The 16,868-nt window shown below is 72.0% G+C and carries 13 protein-coding genes and 2 pseudogenes; 8 read left to right on the plus strand and 7 right to left on the minus strand.

Features of this window, described 5'->3' with window-relative positions; translation table 11 throughout:
* Nucleotides 1–364 precede the first annotated feature (364 nt).
* Nucleotides 365–1,231, plus strand: coding sequence for an endonuclease/exonuclease/phosphatase family protein (locus ACGFYH_RS24295; RefSeq protein ID WP_393805270.1), 867 nt, complete (start codon nt 365–367; stop codon nt 1,229–1,231).
* A 357-nt stretch (nt 1,232–1,588) separates the two neighbouring features.
* The gene (locus ACGFYH_RS24300; RefSeq protein ID WP_393805271.1) at nt 1,589–1,963 is read left to right on the plus strand and encodes a VOC family protein; all 375 of its coding nucleotides are present in this window, start codon (nt 1,589–1,591) and stop codon (nt 1,961–1,963) included.
* 111 nt (nt 1,964–2,074) lie between these two features.
* On the opposite strand, the pseudogene ACGFYH_RS24305 reads toward ACGFYH_RS24300, so the two are convergent.
* Nucleotides 2,075–2,325 (minus strand): annotated as a pseudogene (locus ACGFYH_RS24305) (alpha/beta hydrolase); the annotation flags it as partial.
* Here ACGFYH_RS24305 and ACGFYH_RS24310 point away from each other — a divergent pair.
* A pseudogene (locus ACGFYH_RS24310) lies at nt 2,316–2,477 on the plus strand (ArsR family transcriptional regulator); the annotation flags it as partial. The pseudogenes ACGFYH_RS24305 and ACGFYH_RS24310 overlap by 10 nt on opposite strands.
* A gap of 391 nt (nt 2,478–2,868) precedes the next feature.
* Here the strand turns inward: ACGFYH_RS24310 and ACGFYH_RS24315 are convergent.
* The 4 genes from ACGFYH_RS24315 to ACGFYH_RS24330 all read right to left on the minus strand — a co-directional run bounded on the left by ACGFYH_RS24315 (nt 2,869) and on the right by ACGFYH_RS24330 (nt 8,199).
* Complete coding sequence (locus tag ACGFYH_RS24315) at nt 2,869–4,101, minus strand: Gfo/Idh/MocA family protein (protein ID WP_393805272.1); 1,233 nt, start codon at nt 4,099–4,101, stop codon at nt 2,869–2,871.
* 398 nt (nt 4,102–4,499) lie between these two features.
* The gene (locus tag ACGFYH_RS24320) at nt 4,500–5,345 is read right to left on the minus strand and encodes a copper homeostasis protein CutC (RefSeq protein ID WP_393805370.1); all 846 of its coding nucleotides are present in this window, start codon (nt 5,343–5,345) and stop codon (nt 4,500–4,502) included.
* 41 nt (nt 5,346–5,386) lie between these two features.
* On the minus strand, nt 5,387–6,907 hold the full coding sequence (locus tag ACGFYH_RS24325) for a M81 family metallopeptidase (protein WP_393805273.1): 1,521 nt from the start codon (nt 6,905–6,907) through the stop codon (nt 5,387–5,389).
* Nucleotides 6,908–6,966: 59 nt separating this feature from the next.
* Nucleotides 6,967–8,199: an ROK family protein gene (locus ACGFYH_RS24330; RefSeq protein WP_393805274.1), complete on the minus strand. Its 1,233-nt coding sequence runs from the start codon at nt 8,197–8,199 to the stop codon at nt 6,967–6,969.
* Nucleotides 8,200–8,509: 310 nt separating this feature from the next.
* Between ACGFYH_RS24330 and ACGFYH_RS24335 the strand changes: the two genes are divergently transcribed.
* Genes ACGFYH_RS24335 through ACGFYH_RS24355 form a run of 5 tightly spaced genes read left to right on the plus strand, consistent with a single transcriptional unit; the run spans nt 8,510 to nt 14,954 of the window.
* A complete protein-coding gene (locus ACGFYH_RS24335) occupies nt 8,510–10,327 on the plus strand; it encodes a peptide ABC transporter substrate-binding protein (protein WP_393805275.1) in 1,818 nt (605 codons plus the stop codon).
* 49 nt (nt 10,328–10,376) lie between these two features.
* On the plus strand, nt 10,377–11,336 hold the full coding sequence (locus ACGFYH_RS24340; protein ID WP_393805276.1) for an ABC transporter permease: 960 nt from the start codon (nt 10,377–10,379) through the stop codon (nt 11,334–11,336).
* A complete protein-coding gene (locus tag ACGFYH_RS24345; protein WP_393805277.1) occupies nt 11,333–12,232 on the plus strand; it encodes an ABC transporter permease in 900 nt (299 codons plus the stop codon). The genes ACGFYH_RS24340 and ACGFYH_RS24345 overlap by 4 nt, the downstream gene beginning before the upstream one ends.
* Entirely contained in the window at nt 12,229–13,956 is a 1,728-nt protein-coding gene (locus ACGFYH_RS24350) for a dipeptide ABC transporter ATP-binding protein (RefSeq protein ID WP_393805278.1), read from the plus strand. The genes ACGFYH_RS24345 and ACGFYH_RS24350 overlap by 4 nt, the downstream gene beginning before the upstream one ends.
* Nucleotides 13,957–13,958: 2 nt before the next feature.
* Nucleotides 13,959–14,954: an ROK family protein gene (locus ACGFYH_RS24355; protein ID WP_393805371.1), complete on the plus strand. Its 996-nt coding sequence runs from the start codon at nt 13,959–13,961 to the stop codon at nt 14,952–14,954.
* Nucleotides 14,955–14,973: 19 nt separating this feature from the next.
* Here ACGFYH_RS24355 and ACGFYH_RS24360 read toward each other — a convergent pair whose 3' ends face one another.
* Both ACGFYH_RS24360 and ACGFYH_RS24365 read right to left on the minus strand, forming a co-directional pair.
* Complete coding sequence (locus tag ACGFYH_RS24360; RefSeq protein ID WP_393805279.1) at nt 14,974–15,624, minus strand: YceI family protein; 651 nt, start codon at nt 15,622–15,624, stop codon at nt 14,974–14,976.
* 614 nt (nt 15,625–16,238) lie between these two features.
* Nucleotides 16,239–16,685, minus strand: a complete 447-nt coding sequence (locus tag ACGFYH_RS24365) for an ATP-binding protein (RefSeq protein WP_393805280.1) — start codon at nt 16,683–16,685, stop codon at nt 16,239–16,241.
* Nucleotides 16,686–16,868: the final 183 nt, after the last annotated feature.

Here is a 16,868-nt window from a genome sequence, read left to right on the forward strand (position 1 = left end):
CGGGCGAGTAGACCTTCATCACCATAAGAGATCCCTCCTACCCGGCCCCTGCCGGGGCCGGGCTCAGAGGTGTCCACCACTCGGGGACAGGTCCCACCGTCCTCGGTACGGCCATGGCCGCCGCGCCGCTGATCCCGCTGGTGCGCGGCCCCACCGGCGAAGCTCCTACGTACCCGCACCGGTGTACACGGTGTACGCGGCCTCCACCCGCCCCGGCGGTGGGCCGGGGTCTGCCGGCGACGACCCTGCCGGGGAGGGCGGCACTGCGGGGGCTGTTCCGCGCCTCTCGAGACGGGTGGGTCCGCCGGCCGAGTTCTGCCGTGTCCCGCGTGCCATAACCTCGGGCGTACAGACGGCGGTTGCCATGGGTGTCCACACCGAGGAGGCGACGGTGCTCAAGAGGGGCGGCTCGCGATGGTTCGCATGCGCCTTGGCCCTGGCCTGCCTGGTGCTGATCGGCCCCAGCGCTCCGGACGGTGCCCTCTCCGGCAGGGCACTGCCCGTCGAAGCCGTCAGGGACGTCGTACCGAACCGGGTCATGACGTGGAACCTCTGCAACCCGTGCGACGCGAGCAACCTCGACCGGGCGGCCGAGATAGCCACGCACGCGCCCCAGGTCGTCGGCATGCAAGAAGCGTGCGCACGCGACGTCGAGAGGATCCGGGACTATCTGGAGGTCTTCCACGGGCTGGTCTACCACGTCGCCTACGGCACGGTTCTCGACGACTGGGGCCGCTGCGGGGGAGCGCCGTGGAATCCGGGCGGCTTCGGACAGGCGATCCTCTCGGCCGCACCGATCAGGGACCGCGTCAACGTCGAATACCCCGAGGGCGGATCCGAGGACCGCGGGTATCTGGCGCTCACCACCGAGGTGGGCGGCCGGTCCGTCCGGGTCTTCGACACGCACCTGGCCCAACGACGTCAGGAGGAGTTCCGCGAAGAACAGGTCGGTGTGCTCGCCGCGGAAGTGGCCCGGCACGACCGCGCCGTTGTCGTCGGCGACTTCAACGCCGTGCCGGACGCTCCCGAACTCGCCCCGATGTGGGCGCTGGCCGAGGACACCGACCCGCGGTGTCATCCCGCGTCCGTCGGCACCTGCGAGCCGACCACCGACTGGCAGAGCAAGTTCGACTACGTCTTCCTGCGCGGCATCGCCCCGCTCGAGCACCGAGTGCTCCCCACCCCGCATTCGGACCACCACCTCCTGTACACCGACCTGGACGTGACCTGAGGCTGGCCGGCTGGAGGCCGACCACCTGAGACGCCGTCACCTGATGTGGCGGGTCCTCCAGGCGGGGCCGGGGCCGGGTCTTGGCCCGTCAGGGACCGGGGGGCGCTCCTGAAGCCGGCGGTGGTGGAGACGCCGTACCAGTGGTCGCGCGCACAGCGCTTGAGCCGTGCAGGTCACCGTGGGACGGTCCGGGGTGCCACGGCGTACGCCCGGCACGACGACGGGGGAGGGCATCGCGGAGGCAGAAGCCTTCGGCGTCGGTCCGGCCTGCCGCCGTGCATGCCGGACGCCGGTTCGGGTAGGACCCCTGCCGTACGGGGCGTCGCGCGAGCGACTGGAGAGCGAGGAGTGCCGGAAGTGATTCGAAAGCTGCAGGCGGTCGCGCTGGACTGCGCCGATGCGGTACGGCTGGCGGAGTTCTACGCGGAGCTGCTCGGCGGGCGGGTGGTCGCCGATCCGGAGGATTCCGACTGGGTCGAGGTGCACGGGTTCGAGGGGACGCCGCTGGCCTGCCAACGGGTGGACGGCTATCGGGCTCCCGAATGGCCCGGCCAGAAGCGCCCGCAACAAGTCCACCTGGACTTCGACGTGGACGACCTCGACGGCGAGGAGGAGCGGGCGCTCGCTCTCGGCGCGACCGTCCTGGAGCGGACGGACCAGCTCCGCCCGGAGGCCAACTGGCGGGTCTACGCGGACCCGGCCGGCCATCCGTTCTGCCTCTGCTTCCACTGAACTGACGGAGTACCGAACGCTCGACGGCCATGTCCAAGAGCTCGTCCGCCGGCCCTGCCCGCGTCCCTGAGCCCCACCACGTGACCGTCTCCGGCGGGCGGTGCGCAGGAGTCAGGCCGACCCGGCCGCCTCAGCCAGGATCCGGGCCAGTTCGGCGGGCTTGGTGATCATGGGCCAGTGGCCCGAGCCGATGTCGGCGAAGTCGACGTGCTTGGCCGGGGCCAGCTCCGGAACCTCACCGCCGCTGATCCACTCCTGCGCCTGTGCGGGCGTGAACTCGGGGCACACGACCACGACCGGGACGTCGAACCGCCGCTCGTCGGTCAGCCGCACCACACCCCTGGCCCGGCCTCGGGCACCGGACATGTACGCCCAGGAATGGCTTGCCCGGATGCCGTTCGCCTTCCGCATCGACGGTGGAGACGAACTGCGTGCCGCGGCCGCCGCGCTCGCGGCGCGTCTCACCGCCGCCGCGACGGCCCCTGAGGCCGCGTCCCCGTCGTCACCAGGGTGAAGGCGTATGCCCGGTCACCGGGCTGATGGGAGCTGAACCGCCGCTCTCCCGCGGCTGGACTTCCGTGGCCGGGGCGAAGCCGGGCCGCAACGGCGGACTCCGGGGTGGCGGCGGACCGGTCCTGCCGGGCGAAGGGTGACCTCCGCCCCGAGAAGCCCCCCGACGACCGGCACCGCGTCCGCCGGGATGCGCACCGTCCCGGCGAGCGGGGCTCCGCACCACCCCGACGCCCCGCCCGCGGCCGGACAGCCAGGGACTGCGTGCGCGGCGGCCGCCGGTCTGGCGGTCCTCTCCCACGCCGACGTGTCCCCGCTGCTCGTACCCGGCAGGACTGGCCGGCGCCCGCGAAGGGTGCCCGGTCCGGAACACGGGGCGGCCCGGGACCGTGTCGTCAGTCCTGCGGCCGGGCGGGCTGGTGCTGCCGGAAGTAGTCGACGATCGCTGGTGCCGGTGGTGCCACATCGACCGGCGTGCCGCCCGTACGCAGGGAGCGGGTCGCGGCGACGGCGGCGGCGACCGCCTCGCGGGCCGCCACCGGTGAGGTCTCCGTCGGACCGCCGACTGAGGCGAAGCGGAGGAACTCGTCGACCAGCGCCCGGTCCGCGCCGCCGTGCTCGTCCTCGGACGGCGTGTCGACGGGGACGGAGAGGTCGGCGTCGCGCCGGTAGCCGGAGCGGCGCCGGTTCCACACCTGGATGGTCGCGGGGTCGCCGTCGATGCCGTCGCCGAAGTTCTCCAGACGCCCCTCGTCCCCGATGACGGTGTAGTTGCGCCAGTAGTCCGGTGTGAAGTGGCACTGCTGGTAGCTGGTGAGGACCCCGTTGTCGAGCCGGGTGAGCATCATGCTGATGTCCTCGACGTCGACGACGGGGTTCAACTCGCGCAGGGCGGAGGGCGGCCAGACCTCCGGGTCGAACCAGTCGGGCATACGGCCGCCCGCCGGCGCCGGGTCGTCGGCCCCGCGCCGCGGGTTGTCGCCGTACACCGACAGGGCACCCTGTGCGACCACACTCCTGGAGTAGCCCCCGGCGAGCCAGTGGATCACGTCGAGGTCGTGGGCGCCCTTCTGCAGGAGCAGGCCGGTGGTGTTGGCCCGCTCCGCGTGCCAGTCCTTGAAGTAGAAGTCCCCGCCGTGCCCGACGAAGTGACGGCACCACACGGCGCGCACCTGTCCTGCGGCCCCGTCGTCGATCAGCTCGCGCATCCGCCTCAGCACGGGGAGATGGCGCAGGTTGTGGCCCACGTACAGGCGGCTGCGGGAGCGGTACGCGGCCTCCAGCAGCGCGTCGCAGTCGTCGACGGTGATCGCCAGGGGCTTCTCCACGAACACCGGTACTCCGGCGGCCAGGAAGAACAGCGCGGGTCGCGTGTGCACGTGGTCGGGCGTGAGGACGAACACGGCGTCCAGGTCGTCGTCGGCCATCTTCTCGTACCGCTCGTGCAGCACCACGTCCGGTCCGAAGAGGGTCCTGGCGTCGTCCCGGCCCCGTGGGTCCGGATCGGCGCAGGACACGACCCGGGCGACACCGGGACGGTTCGCCAGCGCGGCCACGGGCGCGCGCTGGCCGACGCCGATCACTCCGACGCGCAGTTCCGATACCGGTGTCTGGTCACGGTGGCTCACTGGACTGTCCCTTCGGATCCCGGCGGGTGGCGGGAGAGTGGCTGAGTGCTTGAGGTGGAGTGCCCGGCTGTTCCGGAACGGCACCCGGGAGCGGGTCGAGAGCGGTCTGCGCAGAGCACTGTCCGGCTGCCGCGGGTGGGGCGTACGCGATCATGACCGGGTTGGACACTCGATTCGTTGGCATGCCCGAGGTGGCCGAACCCCCGTCCCCCGCGCCCTCGTCGGCGAGCGGTACCTCCGTCCGACCGGCGGACTCGACGGGACGGGGACGTCGGTCCCGCCGCCGGCCCGGCAGGTCCGGCGGTGTGCCCGCCGGACCTGCCGGGCGGCGGAGAAGCCGGCCCTCCGGCGCCCGCCCGCCCGACCGTCGATGTCCGCGAGCAGGACGGTCGACGACCTCACGAGCCGGGGACTCCCGGCGCCGACGTCCGGAAGGGCCGGGCGGGCGTACGACGCCCTCCCGCCAGCACCTGCCGGGCCGCGGCCACCACTTCGGGGTCGGTGACGAGGTGGGTGTCCTGATGGGCGGAGGCTCCCAGGACTCCGAGGGGTGTCCAGGCACCTCCGCGCCGGGGTTCGGCCCGGGTCTTGGCGGAGAGATGCACCGCGGCGACCCCCGCGGCCACCAGGGCCGGGATACCGTCGACGCGCACCCCGCCGCCCGCCATCACCTCCACCGCGGGTGCGGCCGCCACCATCGCGGTCAGCGTGGCCAGCCCGTCGGCCGCGGTGGCCGCGCCACCGGAGGTGAGGACCCTGGTGATGCCGAGCGAGGGGAGCAGCACCGCGGTGGCGACCGGGTCGGCGGACTGGTCGACCGCGCGGTGCAGGGTGACGTCCACGGAGCGTCCGTGGTTCCGTGCGGAGTCATGGGCGGCGTCCGCCAGGCGGGTGACCGCGTCGGTGTCCAGGAACCCCTCGGCGGTCAGCGCACCGACCACCACGCCGGAGGCACCGGACGCGACGACGGAGCGCACCTCGGCGACCATCAGGGCGACCTCCTCCGCGTCGTGCACGAAGTCACCTGGACGGCACCGCACCAGAGCCTGCACCGGCAGCCCGACGGCCGCGGCCGCCTCCACCGCAGCCGCCGACGGGGTCAGGCCGCCCAGTTCGAGCGCGGTGCACAGTTCGACCCGGTCCGCACCGCGGTCGCGGGCGGTACGGGCGCCGGCGGGAGAGGTGACGGCGATTTCGAGGGCGGCCCCCGGCGTGCCCGAGCCGCCCCGGCAGCCGGACGGCACGCCGGTCCGGTCCGGGTGGCGGGCCCGAGTGCTGTGGTCGGTCACTCGTCGTCCCCGGTGAGCGGCTGGTCGGAGGCCGGGATGATCCGGGCCCTCAGGTCCGGGTCGCTCATGTCGCGGTCGAAGGGGAACACGGGCCGGCGGAGGCGGCGGTGGCCGAGGCGCACCAGGTCCTGGTCGACACCGCCCGGCGTGAGTGCCATCTTCCACCCCGCGGCCATGGCGAACAGCTCCGGCTCCAGATAGCCGATCTTCACGACGACGACGTCGGCGGAGCGGGGGTCGAGGTCCAGGTCGGTGAAGTCGTGCTCATGGTGATACGGCTTGCGCAGGCGGGTGAGGACGGCGTACACGCTGCCGACGCGGAGCACGACCTCGGTCTCGGCGTCGCGGTCGCCGTGCCGGACGGCGTGCACCACGCCGGTGAGGGTGACGGGACCGGAGTGCCGGTCGTCCACCTCGGCCCCCGCGGTGACGGTGACGGTGGCACCCACGCCTGCGGCGACGGCGGTGTCGACGGCTGCGGGGCCGGGCACCGAGGCGTACAGGACGGTCGGGCCTTCGTCCGTCCGGAACTCCGGGCGCTCCAGCAACCGGATCAGGCCCCAGGTGACGTCGCCCGCGCCGCCCGCGGTGGGGTTGTCGCCGGTGTCGCTGATGAAGTACGGCCGGTCCGGCGAGCGCAGGGCCTCGTCGAGAATGTCGTCGAAGGTGCCGGTCGGGGCGACGAAGCCGAAGTCGTGGCGGGCCTCCCAGAAGCCCCGTGCGAGGCGTTGCGCACCGGCCGACACGGCGTCCCGGTCGGGCCCGGTGGCGACGACGGCCGCGCGGTTGCGGGGTTCGTCGGCCCAGGCGTAGCCGACCCAGATCGCCGCGTCGGTCACCCCGTCCATGGCCTCGACCTCGTCGACCGCCGCGTACACGCTCCTGGCGGGCTCGATGCGGGTGGAGGTCTGCTCCCCGGCCAGCAGCACCGGCACCGGTACCCACGCCTTGACCGGGCGGGGGGCACCCGAGGCGAGCAGCGCGACCAGATTGCGAACGGCACGCTCCTTGGTCTCCATGTGGTCCTCGTGCGGGGCCGTCCGGTAGCACGTGATGAGGTCGCTGCGGTGGACGAGTTCGCGGGAGACGTTTCCGTGCAGGTCCATCGAGGTGGAGACGATCACACCGGGGCCGACGGTGGCACGGATGCGTTCCAGCAGGACGGCCTCCGCGTCCTCCACGCCCTCCACGGTCATCGCGCCGTGGATGTCGTACCAGAGACCGTCGAGCCGGGGCAGTGCGGCGAGGCGGTCGAGGAGTTCGCTGGTGAGGGCGGACCAGGCGGCGGCGGTGACCATGCCGCCGGGCAGCGACTTGCCCACCAGGGCGCCGTGCCAGTCGGCGGCCTCGCGCAGTTCCTCCCCGGGGGCAAGGAAGGGGTAGCGGTCGAGCACGCCGGTGCCTCGGGAAGGGTGGAAGGCGGAGGCCTCGGTGCGGGCCGGCGAGAAGGTGGACGACTCGATGCCGAGCCCGGCTATGGCGATGACCGGGCGGGCGGCGGGGCGGGATTGCGGCATGGCTCCTCGTCGGGGTGCGGTGCGTCAGGGATGGATGCGCGTGCCGGGGGCGCGACGCGTCAGGTGGCGCGGTGGACGGAAGGACCGAAGGGCTCGGCGGCGGCCCCGGCACCGCCGATGGCGCGAAGGGCGTGCGCCATGGCGCGTTGCAGGGCGAACTGTCCGGCTCCCACGACACCGGCGTCGGCGCCGAGACGGGCCCGTTCGATGGTGAGGTGCTCCGTGACCAGCGGATGGCAGCTCTCGTAGAGCTGGCTGCGGACCGCGGCGACGAAGGGCTCCAGGGTGGACACGATGCCGCCGAGGTAGACGGCGTCCGGGTTGAAGAAGTTGACGTTGGCGGCGAGCACCTGCCCGAGACGGTCTCCCGCGCGACGCACCGCTCGTGTCGCCTCGGGGTCGGCGTCGGCGGCGAGACGTACGACGTCCTCGGGGCTGCTGACGTCGACGCCGCGCTCGCGCAGGATGCGGACCAGGGCGGCACCGGAGGCCACGGTCTCCAGGCAGCCGGTGTTGCCGCACGAGCAGGGGATGTCGGCGGCGCCCTCGATCCGGATGTGGGTGATGTCGCCGGCGGCGCCGGTCGCGCCGCGGTAGAGGCGGCCGTCGAGGATGACGCCGGCGCCGATCGCCGAGCCGATCTTCACCATGATCGACTGCCGGTGCTCGGAGGGCCTTACGGCGTGCTCGCCCATGGCCATGCAGTTGGCGTCGTTCTCGACCGCGGTCGGCAGGCCGAAGCGCTGCTCGAGCCAGGAGGCGACCGGGAAGCGGTTCCACCCGGGCATGCGCGACGGAAGAACGACGCAACCCGCCTCGACGTCGACGGGGCCCGGCAGGGAGAGGCCGACCCCCCGCAGCCGGTCGTGTCCGCGTTCCGCCGCCAGGGCCTCCATGGTCTCCGCGAGCCGCGGCAGCGTCTCCTCGGGCCCGTCGGCGATGACGAGCGGAACGGTGGACACCTTGTCGAGTCCACCACCGGGCAGCACCAGGCCGATCCGGGCGTGCCGGCCGCCGAGGTCGGCGGCTACGGCGAACTCGTCGGTGCCGCCGAGCCGCAGCACCTTCCGGGGGCGCCCGCCGGTGGACGACTGGGTGCCTTCCTCGGCGATCAGCTCGCGCTCGACCAACTGCCCCACGGTGAGGGAGATGGTCGAGGGCGCGGCACCGAGCAGGGTGGCGAGTTCGGCGCGTGACGAAGCCTGGCCCGAGGCCACGAGTTCCAGGACTCGGGCGGCGAGGGAGGACGAACCTCTCGCCGGCTTGGGGTTACGCGCACTTATTTCAGTCATGTACGAAGTAACTTCCGCAACGGTGGATTTGACGAAGACAGTACGCCCGCGCAGCGCGAACGTGAACCGCTTCCCGGATGGCGAGACGGTAGCTCTCAATGGGGCAAACCGTGTTGAACGCGGCGATTTCGACGCGGCCCGTTCCCCTCGAAGGGGTGTGTCGAGTTCGCAGAAACTTACTTTTTACTAATTCTTGTTTGTTCATTCGACGTGTGGGACGTTGACTGTCGTGCGTACAGCGCCGACCCCGCGGCGCCCGCCCCGGACTTCGTCGGGGCGCATCACGGGTCCTTCCACTCCGAGGAGAGTCATGTTCCTTGCTCGTAGGGCGACCGGCCGCCGCTGGGCCCTTGTCGCGGGTGCCGCCGTCACGTCCGGCGTACTGCTCACCGGCTGTACCGGGGGTGGCGCCTCGTCCTCCGGTGGGTCCTCGACGGACACCATCAACTACGCGCTCCCGGCGAACTTCACGCCGAACTGGATCCTCCCGGTCGGCACCGCCGCGCACCTCAACACCAACAACTCCTCGATATCCCAGTCCCTCTGGGAACCGCTGATCGCCTACGACGGCTCCACCGGCGAGGTCGGCTGGAACAAGGACAACTCCCTCGCCACCGCGGCGGACTTCGCCGAGGACAGCAAGAGCGTCACGATCACGCTCGGCGACCGGCACTGGAGCGACGGCAAGCCGATCACCTCCCGCGACGTGGAGTTCTGGTTCAACCTGGTCAAGGCCAACAAGGCCGACTGGGCAAGCTACAGTCCGGGCAAGGCGCCGGACAACTGGACGTCGCTGAAGGCCGTCGACGCCACCCACTTCACCATCACGTTCGACAAGGCGTACAACCAGCAGTGGATGCTCGCCAACGAGTTGAGCATGATCCGCCCGATGCCGCAGCACGTCTGGGACAAGACCGGCGACTCCGATGCCGTCTCCGACCAGGACCGCACCGCCGCGGGCGCCAAGAAGGTCTGGGCGTACCTCAACAAGGCCGCCAAGAACATCTCCGGCTACGCCACCGACCCGCTCTGGAAGACGGTCAGCGGTCCGTACACCCTCAAGTCCTTCTCCACCGCCGGCAAGGTCGAGCTGACCGCCAACGCCAAGTACGACGGCGGCGGCAAGGCCCACATCGAAAACGTCAACCTGCTGCCGTTCACCACCACCGACGCCGAGGCGAACGCGCTGCGGGCGGGCACGGTCGACTACGGCTACATCAACGCCACCGACCTCAACCAGGAGGCGTCCTTCAAGTCGCGCGGCTACACCGTCGAGCCGTGGGCGGGCTGGGCGATCACCTACATGCCCTACAACTTCAACAACCCCGCCATGGGCGCCGTCTTCAAGCAGCTGTACGCCCGCCAGGCGATCCAGATGTCCGTCGACCAGACCAGCCTCTCCAAGGTCATCTTCAACGGCACCGCGGTCCCCACCTACGGCCCGATCCCTCAGGGGCAGGCCTCCGACTTCGTCTCCCCGGAGCAGAAGGAGAACCCGTACCCGTTCGACACCGCCAAGGCGAAGCGGCTGCTGACCTCGCACGGCTGGAGCGAGCAGGACGGCACCATGGTGTGCGCGGACGCGGGCAGCGCCGACGACCAGTGCGGTGCGGGCGTCGCCAAGGGCACCGAGTTCCGGATGCAGGTGCTCTCCCAGTCGGGTTCGGCCGTGACCGACAACATGATGAGCGCCCTTCAGTCCACCTTCGCGAAGACCGGCATCAAGTTCACGATCAAGACGGCTCCGGTCAACTCCGTGCTCTCCCAGGCCGGTCAGTGCACCGCCGGCGACTCGGGCTGCAAGTGGCAGCTGTCCTTCTTCGGCACCGCGGGCAGCTGGTACTTCCCCGCGTACCCGAGCGGTGACGCACTCTTCCAGACCGGCGGCGGCTCCAACTTCGGCAGCTACTCCAACCCCGCCGTGGACAAGCTCATCACCGAGACCACCACCTCCGAGTCCACCGCGGCCGTCAAGGAGTACAGCGCCGCGCTGGCCAAGGACCTGCCGGTGATCTGGCTGCCGGAACCCGACTACCAGGTCTCCGTGGTCAGGGACGGGCTGGGCGGCTTCGCCCAGGACTCGCTGGCCAACTTCCACCCCGCCATGTGGAAGTGGACGAACAAGTGAGCCCGGCCGGTGACCCGGCGAACCCCTGAGCCGAAGCGACCGGAATAACATGAGCACTCCCTCGTACCTGATCAGACGCGTCCTCCAGGCCGTCGCCGTGATCGTGATCGTGACGATCGTCGTCTTCGTCCTGCTGCACGCCCTGCCCGGCGGGCCCGCCCGCGGTATTCTCGGCCCGCAGGCCACGGCGCAGCAGATCGCCCGCTTCAACCACGAACAGGGTCTCGACAAGCCCCTGCCCGTGCAGTACTTCTACTACCTCGGCCAGCTGCTGCACGGCGACCTCGGCACCTCGTACACCCTGAACGCGCCGGTCGCCCAGCTCATCGGGGAACGCCTCCCGAAAACCCTGGTCCTCACCGTCCTGTCGGCCGTCATCGGCCTCCTCCTGGCCATTCCCCTGGGTATGTGGCAGGCCGTGCGGCGCAACAGGCCGGTGGACTACGTCATCACCACCCTGAGCTTCATCGCCTACTCCACGCCCGTCTACTTCCTGGGGCTGATCCTGGTGCTGGTGTTCAGCCAGGTGCTGCCGTGGTTCCCGTCCCAGGCACCGCAAGGGGAAACCCTCGCCCAGGTGTTCTCCGAACCGAAGGCCCTGGTACTGCCGGTGGCCGCCGGGGCCGCTTCCATGATCGCGGTGTTCAGCCGCTACATGCGCGCCGCCACCCTGGAGAACCTCTCCGAGGACTACGTCAGGACGGCCCGGGCCGGGGGCTCCCGTCCCGGCGCCATCCTGCGGCGACACGTCTTCCGCAACTCCCTGACGCCCGTGGTCGCCATGCTCGGCTACTACGTGCCGGTCCTCTTCGGCGGCGCGCTGGTGGTCGAGCAGCTGTTCAACTACCCCGGCATGGGGCTGCTGTTCTGGTCCTCCGCACAGGCCTCCGACTACCCCGTACTGCTCGGCTGTGTGCTGGTCATCGCCGTCGCCACCGTCATCGGCACGCTGCTGGCCGACATCGTCCAGCGGATCATCGACCCCCGAGTGAAGGCAGGCAGCGCATGAGCGCCGTCATCCACCCGGCCAAGACGTCCGGCACGCCTCGCGCTCCCCGTGAGAGTTCCGGCGCCCGGCTCGCCGTCCGGCGCTTCCTGCGCAATCGGCTGGCCGTCGTCGGACTCGGCGTCGTGGTCTTCTTCGTCCTGTTCTGCTTCGTGGGCCCGCTGGTGTACTCCACGGACCAGACCCACACCGCGCTCCAGCAGGTCAACCTCGCTCCGAACGGCGCCCACTGGCTGGGTACCGACGCCGTCGGCCACGACGAGCTGGGCCGGCTGATGTACGGCGGCAAGGTGTCGCTGATCGTCGGTCTCGCCGCGGGCGTCCTGGCCACCGTCATCGGTACGCTGTGGGGCGCGGTCGCGGGATACGCGGGCGGCTGGATCGACGCGGTGATGATGCGCGTCGTGGACGCGGGCATCGCCATCCCCGCCCTCTTCATCCTGCTGGTCGTCTCCGCCATCACCACGCCCGGACTGGCCGGCCTGATCCTCATCCTCGGCCTGGTGTCCTGGCTGGTGCCGTCCCGGCTGATCCGGGCCGAGACGCTGACGCTGAAGAACCGCGACTACGTGCTGACACTGCGGGCCATCGGGGGGACCCACGCCCGCGCGATCCTGCGGCACATCCTGCCGAACTCCGTCTCGACCGTCATCGTCGCCACGACCTTCCAGATCGCCGACGCCATCCTCCTGGTCGCCTACGTCTCCTACCTGGGTCTGGGCGTACAGCCGCCGGACACCGACTGGGGCGGCATGCTCTCGACCGGACTGACCGCCGCCTACTCGGGCTACTGGTGGCTCATCCTGCCGCCGGGCCTGGCCATCATCCTGGTGGTCTGGGCGTTCAACGCGATCGGGGACGGGCTCCGCGACGCATTCGACGTGAGGGGGCGCGGATGACCGCCACCAGGAACACCGCCGGCGCGGACGAGCCGATCCTCGAACTCGACGGCCTCGACGTCGTCTTCACCACCGAGTCCGCGCGGGTGCCCGCGGTACGCGGCGTCTCCCTGTACGTCCGTCCCGGCGAAACCCTCGCCCTGGTCGGCGAGTCGGGCTCCGGCAAGTCCACCGTCGCGCTGGCCGCGATGGGGCTGCTGGCGGGCAACGCCGCCGTCACCGGCCGGGCCGTGATCGCGGGCACCGACGTCGTCGGCGCGGACGAGGCCGGGGTCACCGCGCTGCGCGGCCGTACCGTCTCCATGGTGTTCCAGGAGCCGGCCACAGCCCTCGACCCGCTCACCCGCATCGGCAGGCAGATCGCCGAGGTGATCCGCAACCACCGCGACGTCTCCGCCAAGGACGCCGCCGCCCGGGCCGTCGACCTGTTGCGCAGGGTCGGCATCCCCGAGCCGGACAAGCGAGCGGCCGCCTACCCCTTCCAGCTCTCCGGGGGCCAGCGCCAGCGGGTCGTCATCGCCATGGCCATCGCCAACGACCCCGCCCTGCTGATCGCCGACGAACCGACCACCGCGCTCGACGTCACCGTGCAGGCGGAGATCCTCGACCTGCTGCGCAGGCTCGCCGCCGAGACCGGCACCGGTGTCCTGCTCGTCACCCACAACATGGGCGTCGTCGCCGACTTCGCGGACCGGGTCGCCGTGATGTACCAGGGCCGCATCGTGGAGACCGGCCCCGTCGAGGACGTACTGCTGCGCCCGTCCCACGACTACACGCGGCGGCTGCTGGCCGCCGTGCCCCGGTTGTCGGTCGCCGAGGCCGGCGAGCGCGCTCCGGCCGGGGAGACCCGCCGGGACGACGGGCCCGACGGCGCGGCGGCCCCCGCGCCGGTCGTCGATCTCCGGGACGTCTCGGTGGTGTTCGGCCGGGGCAAGCGCGCGGTGCGTGCCCTGGACGGAGTCTCGCTCGCCGTGCGCCCGGGCGAGACACTGGGCCTGGTGGGCGAGTCGGGCTCCGGCAAGTCCACCGCGGCACGCGTCGCACTCGGTCTGATACCGCCGGCCTCCGGCAGCGTGGCGCTGTTCGGCGCCGACCTGGCCCGCAGCCGCTCCCGGGCCCGCAGGGCACTGCGGGCCGGCATCGGCGTGGTCCTCCAGGACCCGGTCGCCTCGCTGGACGCCAGGATGACGGTCGGCGAGTGCGTGGCCGAGCCACTGCGGGTACACCGCCGTGGACTGTCCGCCAAGGAGCGGCGGGAGCGGGTCGCGGCGGTACTGGACCGGGTCCGGCTGCCCGCCGAGATCGCCCGCCGGGCGCCGGGCGAACTGTCCGGCGGTCAGCGGCAGCGGGTCAGCCTGGCCCGCGCGCTGGTGCTCGAACCGCGGCTGCTGGTCGCCGACGAGCCCACCAGCGCACTCGACGTGAGCGTGCAGGAGACCGTCCTCGAGGTCATCACCGAACTCCAGGACGAACTGGGCTTCGCCTGCCTGTTCGTCTCCCACGACCTCGCCGTCGTCCAGAACTTCGCCCGCCGGGTCGCCGTCATGCGGGCCGGACGGATCGAGGAACTGGGCGACACCGGCCGGACCCTGCTGCACCCGGAGACCGACTACACGCGGCGGTTGCTGGCCGCCGTGCCGGTGCCCGACCCGGTCGTCCAGCGCGGCCGCAGAGCCGAACGTCTGGCCGCGCTCGCGGCCGGGCGCACGGAGGCCGGGGCGTGAGCGTGGACGACCGCACTCTGTTCGCCGGGGTGGACATCGGCGGGACCACGACCCAGGTGGTGCTGTGCGACGACGCTCTCACCGTGCTGGACCGGGCCGGGACCACGACTCCGGCGGCCTCGGGAGGCCAGGCGATGATCGACGCCGCGCTCGGTGTCCTGACCCCGCTGCTCCGGCGTACCGCCGGGAGGCTGGCCGGTGTCGGCGTCGGCGCGGCGGGAGTCGTGGACTCCGTCGCGGGCCGCATCCTGGTGGCCAGCGACTCCTTCCGCGGCTGGTCGGGCTTTCCCGTCAGCGCCGCGGTGGAGGACGTCCTGGGCGTACCGGTGTTCCTCGACAACGACGTCAACGCGTTCCTGCGCGGGGAGGTCTCGCAAGGAGCGGTCCGAGGCGAACCGGATGTCCTCGGCATCGCGCTGGGCACGGGCGTGGGCGGCGCCCTGTGGACCGGCGGGCGACTGTTCGCCGGGCCGCACGGCGCGGCCGGTGAGATCGGGCACGTCCCCGGGTTCGGTGACGCGCCCTGCACCTGCGGCGGCCGCGGCCACCTGGAGACCCTGGCGTCCGGCCGTTCGATCGGGGCCCGTTACGCCCGACGCACCGGCCGGGCGCGCACCGCGCGAGAGGTCGCCGACGCGGCCGCGTCCGGCGACGGGGACGCCGTCGCGGTCTATCGCGACGCCGGTGCCGGGATCGCCCGGGCGATCGTCATGGCAGCCGGACTGCTGGACGTCACCACGGTGGTGATCGGCGGCGGCGTGGCCCGCGCATGGCACCTTCTGGAGCCGGCCATGTCTGCCAGGCTCGCCGAGGAACCCCCGGTCAGCGGCTACCCGGTCAGCGTCTTCCGCGCTCGGCTCGCCGCCGACGCCGTACCCGTGGGCGCCGCCGCGCGGGCCCGTGCGGAGACGACGGCAGGCGGGGAAGCCCCGGCGGCACCCGGAAGCGGAGGGGGTGCCGGGCCGGAGACCTCCCACCCGGCCGGCGTCCGCCGGTGAGCGCACCGGACGACAGGGCCTAGGAGGAACGGATCGCGGAGATGTCGAACTGCAGGCGGACTTTCTCGCTCACCATGCTGCCGCCCGCCTCGAGCCGCTGGTTGTAGACCAGGCCCCAGTCCCTGCGGTCGATGGTGGTGGTCCCGTCGAAACCGGCCCGCTCAAAGCCGAACGGGTCCACGACCGCGCCCAGGTAGTCCAGCTGAAGCTCGACGGGCCTGGTCGTGCCACGGATGGTGAGGTCCCCGGTCATCCGGAAGCTCTCGTCGGATTCGTGGACGGTGGAGGTGCTGCGGAAGGTCATCTCCGGGTAGCGGCGTACGTCGAAGAAGTCCTTGCCGACGAGGTGGGCGTCCCGTTGTTCCACGCCGGTGTCGACGCTGGCGACGCGGATGACGATCTCGGCCCGGGACTCGGTGGGGCGGGCTCCGTCGAAGTAGAGCGTGCTGTCGTAGTCGGGGAAGGCCCCGCGGACCGTGGTGACCATGGCATGCCGCACGGAGAAACCGATCCGGCTGTGCGGACGGTCGATGGTCCAACGCCCGGTGAGTGCGCGAAGGCCCGGGTCGAGCGTGGCCGCCGGTGTCGCGGCCCGGGCGGCGAACCCGTCGGTGTCGGCGGTCGGGGGCGGTGCGACGGCGGCGGTCTGGCGACGGCTGAAGATACCCATGAGTCGTAGGCCCTTTCGAGTTGATCATCTCGTGTTATCACGGAGCCGGCCGGCGGCCCACGGCGAGATGTGCGGCCTCGTCCGGATTCCATGACCCCGACCGCAAAGCTCCACGGGTTCGACATGAGACGCCTCGGTTCCCCGCTCAGACCCGGCGCCCCGGCAGCCGGGGCGCCGGTGAGCGGCCCGGTCGGCGTCGGCCCTCCGGCGCTGCCCGCCGATGCAGCCGCCCGAGCGCCTCCGGCAGCCGTGGCCCGCAGGTGGCGCCCGGCACGAGCAGCACCGGACCGGCGAGGGCCGGAGGCGCCCAGCGGGGGAGCGCTCCGACGACCCGGGCGAGACACGGGGCGAGTCCGTGCGGCACCACCAGCGTGAGCACGTGAACGGCCAACGCGAGTCGGTGGCGATGCCGCGCACAGGCCGAGCCGGCGAAGTGACGGGCGAGCGATGGCTGTCAGGCGGGTACGGGGCACCACTCAGGCGGCGGACTCGTGCAGGATGTCGCCCGGCAGCTACCGGGACCCGGACAGAAGGTCACGCCCAGGACACCCGCCACGTCCCCGCGCCTCGGCCGGTACAGGCCCTTCGGCGCAGCCCCGCGCCTCGGCGGGACGTCACAGCCCGACGCGCAGCACAGCCCAGACCGCGTTGCCACCGGTACGGCTGGAACGGGCGGTCCCCCAGGAGTCCGCGAGCTGCTGCACGATCAACAGGCCCCGGCCGCCCTCGTCGTGCGAGCCGGAGCGGGAACCGGTCGGACTGGCAGACGTGCGTCCGTCGTCGTGCATCTCGATCCGCAACTGCTGGTGCGAGGTCAGCGACAGGCCGCACAGCATGCGGTTGCTCTCCGAGTGGATCACGGCGTTGGTCGCCAGCTCCGAGACGAGCAGCACCGCGTCGGTGCACACGTCGCCGGGGAGCCGCCAGGCGCGGAGCTGTCGGCGGACCGTGTCGCGCGCCGTACGCACGCTGATCCGCAGCGAGGGCAGATCGAACCAGTGTTCCCGGTCCGGACGCGCCGGCGGTAACAGTCCGGGCGAAGGAGTCGTGTGGGGGGTCACGGTGATCGCCTTCCAGTGCGGGCGGGCGCGATGCGGGGAGCGGGTCTGCGCGTACGCGACGGTCTGCCGCCTTCACGCAGGTGGAGGTAACTCCAGTGCGGGGTGACCGGAGTCGCCGGGCTCGCATCCGGTCGGACGGGCCGGCCACACACGCCACTATGCTCGCCGTCCGCTTCAGGCTGC

Source organism: Streptomyces sp. NPDC048392, from assembly GCF_043200575.1.
In the GTDB taxonomy this organism is placed as follows: domain Bacteria; phylum Actinomycetota; class Actinomycetes; order Streptomycetales; family Streptomycetaceae; genus Streptomyces.

Excerpts from the sequence above, each read along its gene's own strand:
- ACGFYH_RS24325 (WP_393805273.1), bottom strand. The coding sequence starts at position 6,907 with ATGCCGCAATCCCGCCCCGCCGCCCGCCCGGTCATCGCCATAGCCGGG.
- ACGFYH_RS24350 (WP_393805278.1), top strand. The coding sequence starts at position 12,229 with ATGACCGCCACCAGGAACACCGCCGGCGCGGACGAGCCGATCCTCGAA.
- ACGFYH_RS24335 (WP_393805275.1), top strand. The coding sequence starts at position 8,510 with ATGTTCCTTGCTCGTAGGGCGACCGGCCGCCGCTGGGCCCTTGTCGCG.
- ACGFYH_RS24330 (WP_393805274.1), bottom strand. The coding sequence starts at position 8,199 with ATGACTGAAATAAGTGCGCGTAACCCCAAGCCGGCGAGAGGTTCGTCC.
- ACGFYH_RS24295 (WP_393805270.1), top strand. The coding sequence starts at position 365 with ATGGGTGTCCACACCGAGGAGGCGACGGTGCTCAAGAGGGGCGGCTCG.
- ACGFYH_RS24340 (WP_393805276.1), top strand. The coding sequence starts at position 10,377 with ATGAGCACTCCCTCGTACCTGATCAGACGCGTCCTCCAGGCCGTCGCC.
- ACGFYH_RS24345 (WP_393805277.1), top strand. The coding sequence starts at position 11,333 with ATGAGCGCCGTCATCCACCCGGCCAAGACGTCCGGCACGCCTCGCGCT.
- ACGFYH_RS24360 (WP_393805279.1), bottom strand. The coding sequence starts at position 15,624 with ATGGGTATCTTCAGCCGTCGCCAGACCGCCGCCGTCGCACCGCCCCCG.